Annotated in this window: 21 protein-coding genes; 15 read left to right on the top strand and 6 right to left on the bottom strand. The window is 58.9% G+C overall.

Going from position 1 to position 18,613, the window contains the following annotated elements; translation table 11 throughout:
* Window positions 1-58 precede the first annotated feature (58 nt).
* The 3 genes from ggt (at window position 59) to FHT73_RS00095 (ending at window position 5,292) form a co-directional block, all read left to right on the top strand.
* Entirely contained in the window at window positions 59-1,801 is a 1,743-nt protein-coding gene (gene ggt, locus FHT73_RS00105; RefSeq protein ID WP_183709152.1) for a gamma-glutamyltransferase, read from the top strand.
* Between the two features lie 355 nt (window positions 1,802-2,156).
* Complete coding sequence (locus tag FHT73_RS00100) at window positions 2,157-3,611, top strand: MFS transporter (protein WP_183709150.1); 1,455 nt, start codon at window positions 2,157-2,159, stop codon at window positions 3,609-3,611.
* A 127-nt stretch (window positions 3,612-3,738) separates the two neighbouring features.
* A complete protein-coding gene (locus FHT73_RS00095) occupies window positions 3,739-5,292 on the top strand; it encodes a VOC family protein (RefSeq protein WP_183709148.1) in 1,554 nt (517 codons plus the stop codon).
* A gap of 73 nt (window positions 5,293-5,365) precedes the next feature.
* Here FHT73_RS00095 and FHT73_RS00090 read toward each other — a convergent pair whose 3' ends face one another.
* Window positions 5,366-6,643: an L-fuconate dehydratase gene (locus FHT73_RS00090; RefSeq protein WP_183709146.1), complete on the bottom strand. Its 1,278-nt coding sequence runs from the start codon at window positions 6,641-6,643 to the stop codon at window positions 5,366-5,368.
* 331 nt (window positions 6,644-6,974) lie between these two features.
* On the opposite strand from FHT73_RS00090, the gene FHT73_RS00085 reads away from it, so the two are divergent.
* Window positions 6,975-7,388 carry a carboxymuconolactone decarboxylase family protein gene (locus FHT73_RS00085; protein ID WP_112415381.1) on the top strand — a complete coding sequence of 138 codons (414 nt, stop codon included), beginning with the start codon at window positions 6,975-6,977 and terminating at the stop codon, window positions 7,386-7,388.
* Between the two features lie 57 nt (window positions 7,389-7,445).
* On the opposite strand, the gene FHT73_RS00080 is transcribed toward FHT73_RS00085, so the two are convergent.
* Entirely contained in the window at window positions 7,446-7,835 is a 390-nt protein-coding gene (locus tag FHT73_RS00080; RefSeq protein WP_112335002.1) for a hypothetical protein, read from the bottom strand.
* Window positions 7,836-8,166: 331 nt separating this feature from the next.
* On the opposite strand from FHT73_RS00080, the gene FHT73_RS00075 reads away from it, so the two are divergent.
* The 4 genes from FHT73_RS00075 to FHT73_RS00060 all read left to right on the top strand — a co-directional run bounded on the left by FHT73_RS00075 (window position 8,167) and on the right by FHT73_RS00060 (window position 11,586).
* Entirely contained in the window at window positions 8,167-8,670 is a 504-nt protein-coding gene (locus FHT73_RS00075; RefSeq protein ID WP_112335003.1) for a cupin domain-containing protein, read from the top strand.
* Between the two features lie 210 nt (window positions 8,671-8,880).
* Entirely contained in the window at window positions 8,881-9,729 is an 849-nt protein-coding gene (locus tag FHT73_RS00070; protein ID WP_183709144.1) for a MetQ/NlpA family lipoprotein, read from the top strand.
* A gap of 125 nt (window positions 9,730-9,854) precedes the next feature.
* Window positions 9,855-10,940, top strand: a complete 1,086-nt coding sequence (locus tag FHT73_RS00065) for a methionine ABC transporter ATP-binding protein (protein ID WP_183709142.1) — start codon at window positions 9,855-9,857, stop codon at window positions 10,938-10,940.
* Window positions 10,930-11,586 (top strand): methionine ABC transporter permease, encoded by a 657-nt coding sequence (locus FHT73_RS00060; RefSeq protein ID WP_015340947.1) that lies wholly within the window; start codon window positions 10,930-10,932, stop codon window positions 11,584-11,586. Before FHT73_RS00065 ends, FHT73_RS00060 begins: the two co-directional genes overlap by 11 nt.
* Before the next feature lie 29 nt (window positions 11,587-11,615).
* Here the strand turns inward: FHT73_RS00060 and FHT73_RS00055 are convergent, their stop codons facing one another.
* From FHT73_RS00055 to FHT73_RS00045, 3 genes are all read right to left on the bottom strand, one after another.
* Window positions 11,616-12,611: a prohibitin family protein gene (locus tag FHT73_RS00055; RefSeq protein ID WP_112335007.1), complete on the bottom strand. Its 996-nt coding sequence runs from the start codon at window positions 12,609-12,611 to the stop codon at window positions 11,616-11,618.
* 87 nt (window positions 12,612-12,698) lie between these two features.
* The gene (locus FHT73_RS00050; RefSeq protein ID WP_183709140.1) at window positions 12,699-13,730 is read right to left on the bottom strand and encodes a hydroxyacid dehydrogenase; all 1,032 of its coding nucleotides are present in this window, start codon (window positions 13,728-13,730) and stop codon (window positions 12,699-12,701) included.
* A 54-nt stretch (window positions 13,731-13,784) separates the two neighbouring features.
* Window positions 13,785-14,480: a DNA-3-methyladenine glycosylase I gene (locus FHT73_RS00045; protein WP_183709138.1), complete on the bottom strand. Its 696-nt coding sequence runs from the start codon at window positions 14,478-14,480 to the stop codon at window positions 13,785-13,787.
* A 256-nt stretch (window positions 14,481-14,736) separates the two neighbouring features.
* On the opposite strand from FHT73_RS00045, the gene FHT73_RS00040 reads away from it, so the two are divergent.
* A complete protein-coding gene (locus tag FHT73_RS00040; RefSeq protein ID WP_183709136.1) occupies window positions 14,737-14,997 on the top strand; it encodes a DUF982 domain-containing protein in 261 nt (86 codons plus the stop codon).
* A 64-nt stretch (window positions 14,998-15,061) separates the two neighbouring features.
* Here FHT73_RS00040 and FHT73_RS29390 read toward each other — a convergent pair whose 3' ends face one another.
* Window positions 15,062-15,517, bottom strand: coding sequence for a hypothetical protein (locus FHT73_RS29390; RefSeq protein ID WP_246778822.1), 456 nt, complete (start codon window positions 15,515-15,517; stop codon window positions 15,062-15,064).
* A 144-nt stretch (window positions 15,518-15,661) separates the two neighbouring features.
* Here FHT73_RS29390 and FHT73_RS00030 point away from each other — a divergent pair, with 144 nt between their 5' ends.
* From FHT73_RS00030 to FHT73_RS00005, 6 genes are all read left to right on the top strand, one after another.
* Window positions 15,662-15,916 (top strand): DUF982 domain-containing protein, encoded by a 255-nt coding sequence (locus FHT73_RS00030; RefSeq protein ID WP_112335012.1) that lies wholly within the window; start codon window positions 15,662-15,664, stop codon window positions 15,914-15,916.
* Between the two features lie 121 nt (window positions 15,917-16,037).
* The gene (locus tag FHT73_RS00025) at window positions 16,038-16,289 is read left to right on the top strand and encodes a DUF6074 family protein (RefSeq protein WP_183709135.1); all 252 of its coding nucleotides are present in this window, start codon (window positions 16,038-16,040) and stop codon (window positions 16,287-16,289) included.
* 132 nt (window positions 16,290-16,421) lie between these two features.
* Window positions 16,422-16,811 (top strand): hypothetical protein, encoded by a 390-nt coding sequence (locus FHT73_RS00020; protein WP_183709133.1) that lies wholly within the window; start codon window positions 16,422-16,424, stop codon window positions 16,809-16,811.
* Window positions 16,812-17,098: 287 nt separating this feature from the next.
* The gene (locus FHT73_RS00015; protein WP_183709131.1) at window positions 17,099-17,353 is read left to right on the top strand and encodes a PilZ domain-containing protein; all 255 of its coding nucleotides are present in this window, start codon (window positions 17,099-17,101) and stop codon (window positions 17,351-17,353) included.
* A gap of 182 nt (window positions 17,354-17,535) precedes the next feature.
* Window positions 17,536-17,715 carry a hypothetical protein gene (locus FHT73_RS00010; RefSeq protein WP_183709129.1) on the top strand — a complete coding sequence of 60 codons (180 nt, stop codon included), beginning with the start codon at window positions 17,536-17,538 and terminating at the stop codon, window positions 17,713-17,715.
* Between the two features lie 381 nt (window positions 17,716-18,096).
* Window positions 18,097-18,576 (top strand): NYN domain-containing protein, encoded by a 480-nt coding sequence (locus FHT73_RS00005; RefSeq protein ID WP_183709127.1) that lies wholly within the window; start codon window positions 18,097-18,099, stop codon window positions 18,574-18,576.
* The last annotated feature ends 37 nt before the right edge of the window (window positions 18,577-18,613 follow it).

The raw sequence follows: 18,613 nt of genomic DNA, 5'->3' as shown, positions 1-18,613 counted from the left end.
ACGCCATGTCATTCGTTGGCGATTTTCCATCAAGATAACAATGGGAGGCATATTCATCATGCGCCACTTCCGCCAGCGGGCGATTTCGTCGGTAACCCTGGTCACATTTGCTCTCTTTTCCGTCAGCGCCAGAGCTGCCGCGCCGCCGCCGGTCGAGGCGGAGCATGGCATGGTGGTCACGGCTCAACATCTCGCCACCGATGTCGGCGTCGAAGTGCTGAAGAATGGCGGCAATGCCGTCGATGCCGCCGTTGCGGTCGGCTATGCGCTGGCCGTCGTTTACCCCACAGCCGGTAATATCGGCGGCGGCGGCTTCATGACCATCCGCATGCGCGACGGCAAGACGACCTTCCTCGACTTCCGCGAGCGCGCGCCCCTAGCGGCGACTAAAGGCATGTATCTCGACGACAAGGGCAATATCGTCAAAGGCGCCAGCACGGACGGCTATCTCGCCGTCGGCGTTCCGGGCTCAGTCATGGGCTTCGAGACGGCCCGCGAGAAATACGGCACCAAGTCCCGCCAGGATCTGATCGCGCCGGCCATTCGTTATGCCAAGGAAGGCTTCACGCTGAACCAGGCCGATGCTGCCGAACTGAACGGGGGCAAGGCATGGCTTTCGCGCGATCCGGCCACCGCGGCGATCTTCACCAAGGCGGATGGAAAACCCTTCGCGACAGGCGACAAGCTGCTGCAACAGGATCTCGCCAATGCCCTATCCGGCATTTCCGATCAGGGACCGGATGGCTTCTACAAGGGGCCGGTCGCCAACGCCATCGTCAAGGCAAGCCAGGATAAGGGCGGCATTCTCGCAAACCAGGATTTCGAACAATACAAAGTCCGCGAGCTCGAGCCCGTGAAGTGCAATTATCGCGGCTACGAGATCATCTCCTCGCCGCCACCCTCCTCCGGCGGCGTCATCATCTGCGAAATCCTCAATGTGCTGGAAGGCTATCCGCTCTCCTATACCGGCTACGCCTCGGCCGACACGGTCCACTACATGGTCGAAGCCATGCGCTACGCCTATGTCGACCGCAATTCGGCGCTCGGCGATCCCGACTTCGTTGACAACCCCGTCAGCAAGCTGCTCGATAAGGCCTATGCCCAGAAGATCCGTGACGGCATCTCGCCCTACAAGGCTGGCATCTCCAAGGATCTGATGCCCAAGGGCCTCGGCGAAAGCCACGAAACAACGCATTATTCGATCATCGACAATGACGGCAATGCCGTCGCCGTCACCTATACGCTGAACGGCTCCTTCGGTGCCGGCGTCGTTGCGCCCGGCACTGGCATCCTCTTGAACAACGAGATGGATGACTTCACCTCCAAGCCCGGCGTGCCCAACCTTTACGGCCTGGTGCAGGGCGAGGCCAATGCCATCCAGCCAAAGAAGACGCCGCTCTCCTCCATGAGCCCGACGATCGTCACCAAGGATGGCAAGCCCTTCATGGTGATCGGCAGTCCCGGCGGCTCGCGCATCATCACCATCACGCTGGAAGCGATCATCAACGTCATCGATTTCGGCATGAACATCCAGGAAGCGATCGACGCGCCGCGCATCCATCACCAATGGCTGCCCGACAAGGTCTACATGGAGCCGCGCGCGCTCTCGCCCGATACGATCAAGCTTCTGACCGGCATGGGCTACACGGTTCAGGTGGACAACAGCTGGCCGATCTGGGGCCAGGCGGCCGGCATCCTTGTCGGCGGCAAGAGCCTCAGCGACATCGCCAAGGGCGGTGGCGCCCGCTATAACGGCGCCGTGGACAGCCGTGCCGGCTCAGGGCTTGCCGAAGGCTACTGATCGCCTCGGTGCCTGCTGAAAACGACGACTCGGACCGGTGCCACCACCAATTGGCACCGGTCTTTTTGCCTATGGCATCCGACCAAACGAGCACATTATCTTACGCGAAAAAACCAAGCGTGAGCATTTCGGCGCGATATCGCGCCTATTCATTCACCTCACGTTCATTTGATGCCGTTTGCCCCTGCATGTGCGTCATTTTTTTCATCCCATGAATGGGATTTGCGATTTCTGATATAGCAATCGCGTGCAAGCAGGAGTATACAAACCGCCGTTCAAACAGGCCTTCGCGCCGTTACCAGACTTGCGGTTCTGTCTTGCGACCCCACCGCACCATCGAGAGCGATCCCCGACAATGTCGGATCAGATATTTCAGGCCGCCCCCATCAGGCGGGCCGCACCGAATTTTCGTGTAGTAGCGCTTATCGTAGCAAGCGCGATGTTCATGGAACAGCTCGACGCGACCGTGCTCGCAACAGCCCTTCCGACCATGGCGAGAGACTTCGGCGTCAGCGCGCCGGCCATGAGTATCTCGCTGACATCCTATCTCCTCAGCCTCGCGATCTTCATTCCCGCCAGCGGCGCCATCGCCGATCGCTTCGGATCGCGCACAGTCTTCCGCTCCGCTATCGCGGTTTTCGTTCTCGGTTCACTTTTGTGTGCCCAAGCGCCGAACCTGTTCTTCCTTGTCCTTGCACGGCTTTTGCAAGGTCTCGGCGGCGCCATGATGCTGCCGATCGGTCGTCTGGTGCTGATGCGCAGCGTCGCCCGCAAGGATATGGTCAATGCCATGTCCTGGCTGCTGATCCCGGCGCTCGTCGGCCCCATTCTCGGCCCGCCGGTCGGCGGCATGTTCGTGACCTACCTCGACTGGCGCTGGATCTTCTACATCAACGTGCCGATCGGCATTATCGGCTTCATCCTGGTGACGATGTTCATCGAGGAGGTGAAAGGCCCGCGCACCGGTCGCTTCGATCTCTCCGGCTTTATCCTCTCGGGCATTTCGCTGGGATCGCTGCTCTTCGGCTTCGAAATGTCGAGCCGCGAGGGCGAAGGCTATCTCGCGGTCTTCCTCATCTCTATCGGCCTGCTCTTCGGCATCGCCTATCTGCGCCATGCCCGCAAGCATCCCTCGCCGATCATGGATTTCTCCTTGATGAAGGTGCCGACATTCCGCACCTCAGTCATCGCCGGTTCGCTGACGCGCATCAGCCAGGGCGCCCATCCCTTCCTGATCCCGCTGATGCTGCAGCTCGGCTTTGGTCTTTCGGCCGCCGCTGCCGGCCAGATCGCCATTGCGACCGCTCTCGGCTCCATGGCGATGAAGCCTTTTCAGGTTCGCATCCTGCGCACGCTCGGCTTCCGCACCGCCCTTATCATCTTCGGCCTCGTCGGCACGCTCGGCTATGGCATGTGCGCCATCTTCAAGCCGGATTGGCCGCTGCCTGTCATCTTCGTGATCCTGTTCTTCTGCGGCTTCTTCATGTCGTTCCAGTTCACGGCCTACAACACGATTGCCTATGACGAGATCGAGCGCGACCGCATGAGCATTGCGACGAGTTTCTACTCGACCTTCCAGCAACTGATGCTGTCTCTCGGCATCTGCGTCGCCGCCTTGGCGCTGCATGGCTCGACACAGTTCCTTGGTCACGCCAAGCCGGAGATGGTCGACTTCTCCGTCGCCTTCATCGTCGTCACGGCCATTGCGCTTCTCGCTGTCATCTGGAACGCCAGCTTCTCGCGCACAGCCGGTTCGGAAATCAGCGGCCACCGCCGCAAATCACCGGAAGACAGCCTCGCCGAGCACTGAGGCTCGCCTCTCGCCAACTGCGGCAATAGCGTCTTTTGTGAACAGTGCCTCCACGGGCGGTGCATTGCATTGAACAGTGGCGGCGACCTAAATAGCGACCAGAACGAATAACAATCTGGAGCATCCCATGGTCGCCGGCATCCATCACATCACGCTGATCACCCGCAAGGTCCAGGCGAATGTCGATTTCTACGTCGGCTTCCTCGGCCTGCGCCTAGTCAAGCGCACCGGCGGCTTTGAAGACGCCACCCAGCTTCATCTCCTCTATGGCGACGCCAAGGGCTCGCCCGGCTCGCTGATTACTTTCCTTGTCTGGGAGGATGGTTCGCCCGGCCGCGCCGGCGTCGGGCAGATCGGCGAAATCTCTCTCGCCATCGATCCCGCCAGCATCGGTTTCTGGCTGACGCGTGCCCTGAGTGCCGGCCTCAAACCGGAAGGCCCATCGGAGGAATTCGGTGAGCCGGTCCTGAGGTTGAAGGACCCGGATGGCGTCATTGTCAAACTAGTGGGAACAAACACGCTACAGGCGGCGGCTCCATGGGCAATCGACACCATTCCGCAGGAGCACGCGATCCGCCGTATCCGCGGCGCGACGCTATTCAGCGAAACGCCCGAGGAGACGCAGGCCATTTTGGTCGACCATTTCGACTACCGGCCGCTTACTACCAGCGGGGCGATCAGCCGACTCGTCTCGGAGCCTGGCGATATCCTCGACATCCGCGATGCCCGCGGCTTCTGGGCGAGCGCCCCGGGTACGGGTACCGTCGATCATGTCGCCTTTCGCGCCGCCGACGATGCGGAATTGCAGTCGGTCCACACCGCCCTGCAGGCGATCGATTCCGGGCCAACGACGATGCATGACCGCAAATATTTCCGCTCGCTCTATGTCCGCGAACCTGGCCAGATCCTGTTCGAACTCGCCACGGATGCGCCTGGCATGTTGATCGACGAGGACGAACCAGCGCTCGGCACGCGCCTCTTCGCTCCCGGCGACAGTCCCAAGCTTTTGGCCGAGCTGAACGTGATCCTGCCGCAGTTCTCCATGCCCGGAGAGCCGCGCGTCATCTATCGCGACCTGCCCTTCATCCATCGTTTCTTCACGCCCGATGAGCCGAACGGCAATGTCTTCATTCTGCTGCACGGTTCCGGCGCCAACGAAACGACAATGCTGCCGCTTGGTCACGAGATCGATCCCAATGCGACCTTGCTCAGCGTGCGTGGCCGTGCGCTGGAGGAAGGAGCGCCGCGCTGGTTCCGCCGCAATGGGCCGATGTCCTTCGATCAGGCGGATATCGCCAGCGAGGCCGAAGCCTTTGCTGCCTTCATCGACGGCGCGATCCATGCCTATGGCCTCGATCCAGATCGCATCGTCTATATCGGCTATTCGAACGGCGCCAACCTGCTGAACGCCATGCTGTCGCTGCACCCGCATCTCATCCGCCGCACCGTGCTGCTGCGCTCTATGGCCGTGCTCAAAAATCCGCCGGCGGCTGATATGTCGGATGCCAATGTGCTGGTGGTCGCCGGCGAGAAGGATCTGTATGGCCCATACGCTCAGCCATTGGCCGAACGCCTGCGCGATGGCGACGCAAAGGTCGAACTTGCAACCGTTCCCGCCGGTCATGAGTTTGACGATGCCGATGTGCCGGTCATTCAAGAGTGGCTCAACAAGTCCGCCTGAAACCGACCTCTTGAGCAGAAAGACAAAAGCCCGCGATCTGGCGGGCTTTTGCGTTGACGAATACAGTTGGGGCTCAACCCCCGAACGTATATTCCGCGATCGATTCCGGCTTCATCTCGATCGAGAAGCCCGGCAAGCCCGGCGGCATGTAGGCGGCGTCGCGGATGATGCAGGGGTCGATGAAATGCTCGTGCAGGTGATCGACATATTCGATGACGCGGCCGTCCTTGGTGCCGGATACGGCGATATAGTCGATCATCGACAGATGCTGCACATATTCGCAAAGGCCGACGCCGCCGGCATGCGGCCAGACCGGCAACCCATACTTGGCGGCGATCAGCAGCACCGCCAGCACTTCGTTGAGACCGCCCATGCGGCAGGAATCGATCTGCACGATGTCGATCGCGCCCTCGGCGATGAACTGCTTGAACATGATGCGGTTCTGGCACATCTCGCCTGTCGCGACCTTTACCGGACCAATGGCTTCACGAATCTTGCGGTGTCCGGCAACGTCATCCGGGCTTGTGGGTTCTTCGATGAAGAAGGGCTTGGCGAAGGCGAGCTTCTTCACCCAGTCGATCGCCTGATTGACTTCCCAGACCTGGTTGGCGTCGATCATCAGGTAACGATCGGGGCCGATCACCTCGCGGGCAATGGTGAGACGGCGAATATCGTCTTCGAGATCACGGCCGACCTTCATCTTCACATGGTTGAAGCCGGCATCGATCGCCTCCTGGCACAGGCGGCGCAGCTTGGCATCGTCGTAACCGAGCCAGCCGGCTGATGTCGTGTAGCAGGCGTAGCCCTCGCGCTCGAGCGTGGCGATGCGGGCGGCCTTGCCGGCTTCCGCCTTCTTCAGGATGGCAACGGCCTCGTCGCGGGTCAGCACATCGGTCAGGTAACGATAGTCGACGATATCGGCGATCTGTTCGGCATTCATCTCCGAAACCAGCCGCCAGACCGGCTTGCCGGCCTCCTTCGCGAGCAGATCCCAGACGGCATTGACGACAGCGCCGGTTGCCAGATGCATCGCCCCCTTCTCCGGGCCGATCCAGCGCAGCTGGCTGTCGCTGGTCAGATGCCGCCAGTATTTGCCGGGGTTTTCCAGAACCGTCGCAAGTTCGGTGCCGACGACCAGATGCCGCATCGCCTCGATTGCCATGCAGCAGATGTCATTGCCGCGGCCGATGGTGAAGGTCAGGCCGTGGCCGGCAAGGCCCGGCTTGTCGGTGTCGAGGATGACATAAGCTGCCGAATAATCCGGATCCGGATTCATCGCGTCCGAACCATCGAGGCTCTGCGATGTCGGGAAGCGCAAATCGAAAACGCGAAGATTGGTGATGCGCGTCATTGGAAAACTCCTTCTAAATCCATCGCGACCTCTCAACCTCTAACCCGAGGTCGAACTCCTCCCAGAGGGCCACATTATGCGAGCTGCATATTCGAATTTCAGCAATCACCTCTCGATGCGGATAGGCGGATGCGTCCTCAAAGCGCCTCTCCTCCTAACCCTGCCGTCGTTTCTGCAGAGAGCCCTTATTTTCTTATGTGAATAGTTTTTTCACATATGCATGATTTTTGCAATCGAAAAGACAGCATGAATTCGGGCTCTATGCTGCCGCCAGCGCCACAAAATGCGCTATTGTCCGACCCAAATGGATTTGCTGAAGGAGATGCAGGGAATGGCAACGGTTAAATTGCTCGATGATGCGGAGGCAGAGGCGATCCCGGCCGTGAAGGCGGTGTTCGACGATATTCGCGCAGTGAGAAAATCCGATTTCGTCAATAATTTCTGGCGCGGCCTGGCGAACGACCCGGCACTGCTGAAGCGCACCTGGGAAGGGCTGAAAGCTGTCATGATGACGGAAGGCGCGCTCGATCCGCTGGTGCGCGAGATGATCTACATTGCCGTCTCCACTGCCAATGGCTGCAGCTATTGCATCCATTCCCATACGGCTGCCGCGAAGGCGAAAGGGATGACCGATGCCCAGCATGCGGAGCTGCTGGCGGTGATCGGCCTTGCCGGACAAACGAACCATCTGGTCACGGCGATGCAGATCCCTGTCGATCCGGAATTCGATGTCCGCAAACGCTGAAAATGCAGAAGGCCCGCGGGCGTGCCGGCGGGCCTTCCTTAAACGGTCTTTCGCTTTTCAGCGATCGGATTTTTCCGTCGTCTGAGCGTCTGCAGCAAGGGCGGCAACGTTGAGTCCGTTATTCACGGCGAGCAGCCTTTTGCGAACGAGAACGCCCATCACGCGGGCAGCCGTCGAAAAGGTCATCGTGTCAAGCGGGCCTTCGCCCTCCCAGGGCTTGGTTAGCCGCTCGGTTACGGCCGAGACAATGTTGTTGGGCACAATGTCTGTGCATTCGCGCATCGCTTCGAACACAACGCTGATGGGATGGATGCGTCCTTCGAACGTCACGATCGGTTCGGTTACTTCGCTGTCCCATTCCTCGAAGGCATAGAGCGCTTCGCGGAAGAGCTGCTGAAGGGTGATGGGTGCATGACCCTCATGAAGGGGCGGCAAGGCATTCGACATGTCTGTCTCCTTTCAATTGGAAGTCCGGCGCATGTATGAAATTGGATGGTCTCTCCTCCGAGACCCAAGCGCTGCTTCGTCAGCTTGGCGCGCCGGAAGAACGGGGCGTGGCGCGGCAAACCATCTCGTGACCGGCGCAACGCGGGACACACACGAAATGTTCCCACCGGTCATTTAACTTGATCAAGTCTATAGATTAATCTCGACTTGAAAAGCCTCTTTAAGAATTTTCTGCAATTCTCTTTATTTTTGAATGACTTCGCGTAGTATGAAATTACCGGGTGCCGAGGAAAGGCGCGCGAATCTCTCTCCCAAGAGCAAAGGGAACGCCATGTGCGGCGATCATGAACATCAGCATCACGACGGGCACGATCACGACCCTCAGCCCATCGATTGGCGCGAACACGGCATCAAGATCATTCCCGGCAATGCGCTGGATCCGAATACCGCACAAACCCCCGGCATGAACCGCGCGACCGCGATCAATCATGCGCGCGCCGGCGCTGAAAAGATCTGGGCGGGAACCGTGACGATCCACGCCAATGCCAAGACCGGCGCTCACCATCACGGCGACCTCGAAAGCATCATCTACGTCGTTAAGGGCAAGGCCCGGATGCGCTGGGGTGACAACCTCGAATTCGTCGCCGAAGCCGGCCCCGGCGATTTCATCTTCGTGCCGCCCTACGTGCCGCATCAGGAAATCAATGCCAGCCGCGATGAAACGCTGGAATGTGTTCTCGTTCGATCCGGGCAGGAACCGGTCGTTGTCAATCTGGATATCGAACCGGTGGAAAAACCGGAAGAAGTCCTCTGGAAGGACCCGATCCATCGTTAATCTGCACATTTTTCAGGCAAAATCTCATTTGCCGCATAAATAATCTACAATATTTATAGAAAATTAGTTTGCGCTTTGCACCGCACTGAAAAGAGTTTTTCAGAAGTGCGGCGCACAACGCATGATCCTGCTTGGCAGCGCGAACACGCGTCTGAGATGATTAAGCCGTCAACGAGATATTGGTCTCGATCATCAGGAACAGGATTTCCCATGACTGAAAAGCTCTCTAGAGGTTTCGACGCGCTGCGCCTTTCCCGCCGCGCCGGCCTTGCTGCCATCCTCGCCTCTGCTGTCGCCGTTTTCGGCTGGACGGCGACTTCTACGCCATCTTTGGCGGCAGACAAGACAATCAAGGTCGGCATCATCAGCGGTGAAGACGAAGATGTCTGGCGTGTCGTGACTGCTGAAGCCGCCAAGAAAGGATTGAAGATCGAGACGGTCGTCTTCAACGACTACACCCAGCCGAACGAAGCCCTCGAGCGCGGCGAAATCGATGCCAACGCTTTCCAGCACAAGCCTTACCTCGACAATCAGATCAAGCAGCACGGCTACCACATCGTCAGCGTCGGCTATACCGGCGTCTGGCCGATCGGCCTCTACACCAAGAAATACAAGACCGTGGCAGAGCTTCCGAAGGGTGCGGTCATCGGCGTACCGAACGATCCGTCCAACGAGGGCCGTGCACTGCGTGTGCTGCAGAACGAAGGCGTGATCAAGCTCAAGGATGGCACCGGCATTCTCGCCACAACCGCCGACATCGTTGAAAACCCCAAGAACGTCGAGATCAAGGAACTGGACGCCGGCATCGTCGGCCGCTCGATCGACGACCTGGACGCAGCCGTCGTCAACACCGACTGGGCGCTGAAGAGCGGCCTGACCCCGAAGGATCGCATTGCGCAGGAGCCGATCGACGGCAACCCCTACCGCAACTTTATCGCCGTTAAGCAGGGCAGCGAGAACGAGGCCTGGGTTAAGACGCTGGTTGCGGCTTACCAGAATGACGCCGTCAAGGCAGAGTTCGACAAGGTTTACAAGGGAACGGGCATCAGCGCCTATTGATGTCAGGACGGCGCGGGGACCGCGCTGAGCGGCGAGGCGGCCGGGGTATCTTGCCCGGGCCGCCTTTGATGTTTAAAGCCACGCTCAACCCGCGCCGAACGCAAAAAGAAGATTGGGAAGCAGACATGAATTCCTTCATCCCGGCCACATCAATCGACGGACAGGCGCCGCCCGAACGAGCGGTGGGCGACGAAATCGTCCGCCTGGTCGATGTCCGCCGCCGGTTCGGCACGACGCCTGCGCTTGATGGAATTTCACTGACCGCGCGCCGTGGCGAGATCGTCGGCATCATCGGCCGCAGCGGCGCCGGCAAATCGACACTGATCCGCTGCCTGAACGGGCTGGAGCGCGCCGATAGCGGCGAGATCCATATCGAGGGCCGCGACATCGCACGCCTCTCGGAAAAGGAACTGCAGCCGCTGCGTCGCCGCATCGGCATGGTCTTCCAGCATTTCAATCTGTTGTCCACAAAGACCGTCGAGGAAAACATCGCCCTACCGCTGAAGATCGAGGGGGTGGCCAAGGCCGAACGGCTGCAACGGGCGCGCGAGCTGCTTGATCTTGTCGGCCTCGCCGATAAGGCAAAAGCCTATCCCGCCGCCCTCTCCGGCGGCCAGAAACAGCGTGTCGGTATTGCCCGCGCACTAGCTGCCCGCCCGGCGCTTCTGCTGTCGGACGAAGCAACGTCGGCGCTCGATCCGGAAACGACGCGGTCGATCCTCGCACTGCTGAAGGATATCAATCGCAAGCTCGGCCTGACGATCCTACTCATCACCCACGAGATGGAAGTGGTGCGCTCGATCGCAGACCGAGTCGCGGTCATCGATGCCGGACGGATCGTCGAGGAAGGCTCCGTATGGACGGTCTTCGCCAACCCCGAAACGGAGATCACGGCAAGCCTGCTCGGCGGCATCCGCCCGCAGCTTCCCGAGCACATCGCCGCCCGCCTGTCGCCGACGTCAGGCGTCGAAGCGATCCTCAGCGTCGATCTTGCCGGTCCGGCCGCGCAAGGGGCACTGTTTGCAGAACTCTCGGCTGCCCTGCCGCGCTCTTTTCGCCTGGTTCACGGTGGCATCGACCACATCCAGAACCAACCCGTTGCCCGTTTCTTCGTCGCCGTCCCGACGCGCGATCCGGATCTGCCGGCGCAGGTCAGCGATTTTCTGAAAGCCCGCTCCGCCCGGGTGGAGGTTTTAGGCTATGACAACTGATGTGATCCTCGGCCTGCTTTGGCGCTCCTTCTGGGAGACGATTTGGATGACGGCTGCGTCCGGCCTCCTTTCCCTGGTCATCGGCCTGCCGCTCGGCCTCGCCCTCGTCGTCACCGGTCGCGGCGGCATTGCCGAGCAGCCTGCGATCAACAGCGTCCTTGCCGCGCTCGTCAACGGCTTCCGCGCCGTGCCTTTCGTCATCCTGCTGATTGCCCTCATCCCGCTGACACGGCTGATCGTCGGCACGGCGCTCGGCACGACGGCGGCGATCGTGCCGCTGACCATCGCCGCGATCCCTTATTATGCCCGTATCGCCGAGGTCTCGCTGCGTGAAGTTGATCGCGGCTTGATCGATGCGGTGCGCGCCATGGGCGGCAATCGCTGGACGATCATCCGCGAAGTACTGGTACCCGAGGCCATGCCCGGCATCGTCGCCGGCTTCACGGTGACGCTGGTGACTCTGATCGGGGCTTCGGCAATGGCGGGTACCATCGGCGGCGGCGGCCTCGGCGACCTTGCGATCCGCTACGGCTATCAGCGCTTCGAAACCGGCGTCATGATCGCCGTCGTCATCGTGCTGATCATTCTGGTCTGCGGCATGCAATGGCTGGGTGATCGCTTAGCCAACCGGCTCGACCGCCGCTAGCTCGGCTCCCTGATCACGCGCAATCGATGCTATTCATGCTCCGCCGACGTGGCGGGGCTCTGGCGCTGATCGAGATTAAGCATCGGCACCGAAGCGTTTGGCAGCATGGTGGTTGGCAATTGACCATTCCACTTTTCCGCCTGGGTGAGGAAAATCAGGTTCGGATTGTCGCGCAATGCATCGCCCCGGGCCTTGATTGCCTTCGCTTCGGCGTCGCCGCGGAGCTGGATCGCTTCGGCCTCGGCTTCCGCCTGCAGCTTCACGGCGTCGGCCTGGGCCTGCGCATCGGCGCGACGGGCGTCCGCTGCGGCCTGGGCCTGTGTTACGGTGATCTGCGCCTGCACCTTCTCGCGCTCCGCATTCTGCCGCAGCTTCTGCACCTCGACTTCCGCCAGCATGCGCTGCTCGATGCTGTTCTCATAGGCATCCGAAAAATCGATATTCTCGACTTGCACGCTGTCGATCTGTACCGGACCCTGAATGCCTGCCTCGATCGCCGCCTGGACGTCGGTGTTGAACTGCGCCCGGTTCTGGATGACGGAGGCGGCGGTGAATTTGCCGAATACGGTCTTTACATCCTGAGGAGCCCGCCGTGCGATCAGCCGTGATTCCAGATTGCCGAGCGAACCGAACTCCGAATAGACATGTTCCACGGCATCCGCCGGCACATGCCAGGAGATGGTGACGCGCATATCCGCCGGCTGCTGATCCTGCGAATAGGCCTGCATCTGTTGATGCTCGTTGGCCTGACAGTTCGAGCCGTTCTGGCAGGTCCAATAGGTGACCTGCTGGGTCACCGGGATTTTGACGACGGTCTCGATCCAGGGCAACTTGAAATGCAAGCCCGGTTCCGCCGTGCCGACCATGGCACCGGTGCGCAGGATGACGCCGCGCTCGCCCTGATCAATCGTGTACCACGAACTGAAGACGAGCATCAGCACGGCTATCACGGCGATGATGCCGATGAATGCCGTAACGCGACCCTTGTTCGCCACGGATGCTATGTCGATTTCCCGGTTTGCCATCGATATCCCCACCTGCACGCTATGGGGGAGAGATAGATGAGTCGACTCGGAAATGCACCTGCCGTTTCATGCCTCGTGCGACCACCGTCAGTTGCGCGTCACCGGCTTTGAACGCATGCGCGACACCGTTTCCCGTTCGGCCCGCTTGCAGCGCATCGGCGGCAGGCCGCGATCCATCAGATCCATATCCTCCAGCACCATGTCGCCCATTTTCTTGAAGGCGCTGTTGAGCGCGCCGGCACGATGGGCCGAGCGCAGAAAGCCCTTGAGCTTGCGCACGGGGTGATCGAGGCCGAGCGGCTCCTCAGGATAGACGTCGCTCGCGGCCACGATATGGCCGGATGCGACCGCCGCCATCAGCGCATCGAAATCGACGACATCGGCCCGGCTGAGCAGGATGAAGGCTGCACCCTTGCGCATCCTCGCGAAAGCCTCAGCGCCGAGAAAACCCTTGTTCTCGCTGGTGACGGAGGCAACAACGAAGACGAAATCGCTGGCGGACAGCACCTCGTCCAGCCTGGCGGGCTGCACGCCATGCTCTCTCAGGATCGATGGCGGCATCCAGGGATCGAACACCCTGATATTGGCACGGAAGCCGGAGAGAACCCGGTTCAGCGCCTTACCGAGATCGCCGAAACCGACGATACCGATATCGCTGCCCGAAAGCAGCCGGGCGCTGGCATTGCCATCGCCGCCCCAAAGCTCCCTGCCCTCGCGGAAATCAAGATCGGCATCGGCGATGCCGCGCGCCAGGCTTAGCGCAAACCCAAGGCCGATTTCGGCAACCGGTTCGGCAAAGACGAGACCTGTGGTGACGACATGGATGCCGCGTTCAAAGAGCACTTCATAGGGCATATTGTTGATGAGGTTGCTCTCGACATTCAGAATGCAGCGCAGCTGCGTCATGCGGTCGAGCGTCTCCTTCGATAAGGGCGGCTGGCCGATGATATAGCGCGCCTCGCCGAGCACATCGTCACCCAACCCGCCGATATCATCCGCATCCACTTCGACGATGCGATATTTCGAATGAAGGAGCGACATCGCATCCTTGGTGAAGATAAGCGCAAGCGAACGCGGCTCCGGCGCGCTGATGGCCAAGGGTCTGCTGTCGGTCGTCATTCTGCTCCTCCTGTATCCCGAGGCGATCCAATATCATTCGATGGATGAGATCAATCAGGCCTCGTCCTCCTCCCCTGGCATTCCGACAGAGAAGGCGCAAATGCGCGAGAGATGGGTGAGCGGCAGGCCCGTCTCCGCGTGCCAGGCATTGAACTGATCCTGGATCAGCCGCAGATCCTTCTTGGTGGGCTTGCTTTCCGAAACGGGCACGCCTGCAAGCCGCAGGCAGACGAGAACGTCATGGCTCATGACGAAGCTGTCGCGACCGATTGCGCGCAGCAGATATTGTCCGGTCATACCGCCGAGCCGGTTGCCCTGCTTGTCCAGAACAGCCAGCAGGCCGATCTGATCGTCCATCGGCCAATCGGCGAAGAAGCGGCCGGCGCTGCCATGCTCGTCGGCAAGCCGGCGGACAAACTGCGCATTGGCCCTGACCGACATGATTTTGGCGCCATTGCGGATGACCCGGACATCGGAGGTCAGATCATGCCAGTAATCGTCCGGTGCGAGATTGAGGAAGGCGGGATCGAAGCCGGAGAAAGCGGCTTCGAAGCCCGTCCATTTCGAATCGATGACGTTGCGCACGAAACCCGCATAGAAGATGTAGCGCGTCATTTCCGACAATATCCGATCGTCGGGCAGCGTACGCAGCGCTTCATGGTTCGGCATTCTGGGCATCAGCGCCCTCAGTCCATCGGCGCCGCCCTTGCGCTTCTCGGCGCGCTCCCTGATCTCCGCAAAGCTTCCCATCATCCTCTCCCGCTCATGCCGCGCGACAAGTCTTTTATGACCTCATTGCCCCGCGCATGTAATCTCCGTGCGATGATTTTCTGTGAAAAACACCCTATCGAAAGTTACGGTTCGAAAGTTGATCACGCTGGCACTCGAATTGATTTCCCGGCGATTGAAACAATTCCGGACTGCTCCAGATATGGTCTTGAAATTAACTTGAGATTTCACGCACCGTAGCGTTAATTGCGGCCGCGTCGGATCGGAGCCCCGTGCCATGAATAATAAAGACTGGAATAATCCCATCATGGTCATCTGCAAGCGTACCGGAAAAGTCTATACGGTCGCAAACACGAAAGAAGCACTGAACATGCTGCTGAACGCATGGCCCGTCGCGGAGGGCAGGGCGTTCATGATGGCACTGCAAATCTGTGCCGACGTCGAAAGAGGTCAGGGACAATCACTGGAGGCCCGCAACAGCTTTGTCGCCGCGGCATCCGAGGCTGGCGTCCCTCTGGAAATGCCGGTCGTTCAGTAAAAACGATCGCCCTCTTTCATCCATTCGGGGACGGGACATGCCGCATGTCTCGTTATGGAATGGTTCAGCGAACCAGCCGGCGCGACTGGGCGCACCAATCGCGGCACTGTCGCGGATGACCGTCCTCCCGGTTATTGCCGTATGATCGGACCGCTTTCCCGCGCAGAATGACTAATTTTCCGGATATTGCGAAACTTTTTGCCCCGGCAGGAGTTGGGGGATGCAATTTCGGAGCATCATCGAAATGACCAGTATTTTTAGTGCCGGCGATGGCCGCTGGCACGAGCCAGTCTATTTGCGCATCGGCTATGGAATGCCCGAGGCCGTCCGAAGCCCTAGGGAAGCCCACAATCACCTTCTTTTCCGTTGGCCGGCCATCAGAGGCGAAAAATATGATTCCGCCCGAAGCCTCTGCCTCCAAGCCGATATCGATCCCCTGCTGAGTGATAAAGCCAGGAAGATGTTCATCGCAGCCTGCGTGGAAGCGAACGTATTGGATTAGAGCTCTCGCGACGTTCAATCCATTCTCAAACCGCTGTCAGATCCTCGCGGTTTTCGCGGAGCTTTGATGGCGGCCCAAATGCGAAGGCGTCGGGCAAGACTTACGGTCCGGAACGCTTCTTGCAGTCTTACCGAAGCATGAATGTTTCGGAGGTAATACGTTTTGAAACGAAACACTTTACGCCCATTTCCGGCTATCACGCTTGTCATGGGAGAGAACGGCGGAACCCGCCGTATCAATTCAGTGCATCAGGCGGCGGAGTTGCTGCTGGAATATTGGCCGGTGGAAAATGGCGAGGAATATGTCGCGGCAGTGCGGATCTGCCTCGAAGCGATGCTTGGTGCCGTCCCAGCCGAAGCCGTAAGGGAGGCCTTGATCAAGGCTGCACGGGAGGCTGGCATATCCGTCATGCAATGAAATCATCCCGCCCTTCCCGCGGCATGCGGGATCTCTCTGACATTATTCACTTTTTGTGAACGAGTGCCGGCGATCTTGCCAACAGAGGCAGGCGATTCGCCCTGCCAAAGACGGAGAGAATATGTCGCTTCTACCATTCCCGGCCGACAGGCGTACCAGTGATGTCAGGCGGTGTGCCGCAGCCCTTCAGCAGCTAAATGGCGAAGCGGCAAACCGCTTCTGGCGTTCGGAAATGGCAATCTTTGCCAACGCCTTGCGCGAACAGGGAGTGGAAGACGGCGAAATCTCGCGGCAAGCAGGCCTCTTCATGCATGCGGTGCAGATTGAACTGCAGCTTACCTATGCCGAAGAGGAACTGAACGCCTCGGCCTGACGACGTTAGAGCCCCTCCGCTTTTTCTTGAATCGCGAGAACACTCTATCTCTTTGTTTTTTCGCGGTTCCGGACGGAAAACCTTTAATCAGTTTTCCTGGAGTTGCTCTATTTCGGCAATCTGCAAAATGCGATGGATTTGTCGCCGCTGGTGGGTGACTTGATCTGCACGGTCCATTCTCCTCCAGGGAAATGGAGCCCCTTTGACGAAACCACGCCGGTAATCTGCGCGCAGGCCTTTCTGGCGTCGGCGCTCGGCAGATCTATTGTCACCATGACGGCGTACCTGCGGCTGGACACCTGGCACGGCGCTGTAAACAAGCCGGTATTGTCGATCATCTTGCAGACCCGGAACGCATTGTTCACGGCATCGTCTGCCGCCATCGCGGAACTGGCGCCCACCAGCATGGTGGCCGCCGCCAAAAACAGTTTCATTGAAAATCCCGATCCCCTATGGCAGCACGGTGCCAGAGCAGGTTTCGTCTTGCAAGATATGTCGCGTGGATTTCCATGGGCCATTTGAAAATACAACGCAAATGACGGCGGGTTGTTCGCCGGCGACGTCGTCCATCCGGCTCTGCCGAGATATTTTCAACGGAAAGCGTGCCGAAGGATGGCCTCTCGGGAATGGGGAAGTGCCAATGCATTCCGGCTGCGCCAAGCTCCGACCGACGGGCATTCACCCAACACTTGGACTAGCCTCCCGACCACCCTAGTAAGTGGAAAGTGCTCAATTTGCGGGTTCTCTTTAATCTCTTGGATATTAGAACATGCCATATTAGCAAAAACAAAAGTCAAGGAGCCAATCCCATGACGGCATTCTCACCCGAAGGCCGGGTAGCGACCCGAAAGCGAACGCTTCTCGGCGCAAAAATTATCTTCAACGATGGACATTCGGTCTTCGATTGCCTCGTGCGAAACTTGTCCGATACCGGCGCCCTGATCCAAATCGAAAATCCTCTCGCAGCACCCAACACCTTCGACCTGCAACTTTCGGACGAGAGATTGATGGCATGTGCAGTACGCTGGCGCAAAATCAACAGCATGGGCGTCGAGTTTGCGTGAGGGCACTCTCGCCCACAACTCCTATGGGCGTCCGGATGAATATCCGAAATAGCTCCCCGTCAAAGTTGGGCGGTATACCGGTTACAGTTACCGCGCGTCGATAAGGTTCGCCCGGAACAAATAAGCCGCACCATGCATTGGCATATGCACCCCTGCCGAATTGACCTGTGAAGGAGACGGCTATGAACCAGGAAACCATCGATCGGCTCGATGCAATCGGCCAACAGCTGCATGATTGTTGTCCGCCACCAGTAACCGGAATATTCGGGATTAACCGGGAATATGCGGGATTGATTGATAAAGCTCAGAAAAACAAGGGCTTTCGCCGTATGTGCGGGAAAATCGCGCGAGGTAAGATTTGACAGCGCGCGGCAGCAAAAAGCCGAAAATAGCGCCGGTAGCGCGCCGGAAACGCGAAATTTCAGCACCGCCCTCAAATCCGCTTTAAAATCGTCTTATAGACATTCAAATCATTGAAAACCCTAAGAGTAGCCTCGGCCCGTCCGAGTGGGCGACAATCCGATTTCGAACATCTACGGCGCACCAAAACCAATTTGAGGTTTGCCCTGGAGGGAAAACCACCGGCAGACCTTGCGAAATGCCTATGACGTCGGCGCTTACAGATTTTCCGCTCCTCGCCCGAGGTTTGCCCATGACCTATCGGTGGATTTACCTTCAAGGCCTCAACTTATTATAAGAAGGATAGCGTATCTCGCAGCAAGCTAAGATGACGGATTCCCAATATGTCCTTTTCAACGGCCAATGTGAAACATCAGGTAACCTATTTTTTCGTCGATGCCGGCTCGTTGCGAGCGCACTTAGAGCAGACCGCTCAAAGGCTATTCAGCGGCCAAAAATTCGAGATCGATTACAAGCGTCTCCGAGGTGATTATACGAAGGTCTTTCTATACGACGCGGTACCCGTAAGACTGCATGGTGAGACCGACGAGGACTACGCCGGACGATCTAGCTTTATCAATGAAGAGCTGTCGGCGGCTTCACGCGTCAATGGCTTGCATGTTTACACCGGCGATGCGCGTTATCGAAAGAAGAAAGGGAACGAACAGAAGAAAGTCGACGTTCTTATTGCGGTTGACATGCTTACCCATGCCTTCCGACGCAACATGGACAGCGGCTTTCTTTTGACCGGCGATCTGGACTTCAATGTTGGTTTTCACGCGGAACAGAGCCGGTTTTTCCACCGAGAAGTGAGCCACGTTTAAATATGGTTTTCTGATCAGGCTTTGGTCAAGGGATTGG

Origin of the sequence: Rhizobium sp. BK098 (assembly GCF_014193155.1) — a bacterium.
Lineage (GTDB): Bacteria > Pseudomonadota > Alphaproteobacteria > Rhizobiales > Rhizobiaceae > Rhizobium.
Note: the sequence above shows the minus strand (reverse complement) of the source record. Positions and strands in the feature narration are given on the sequence as shown.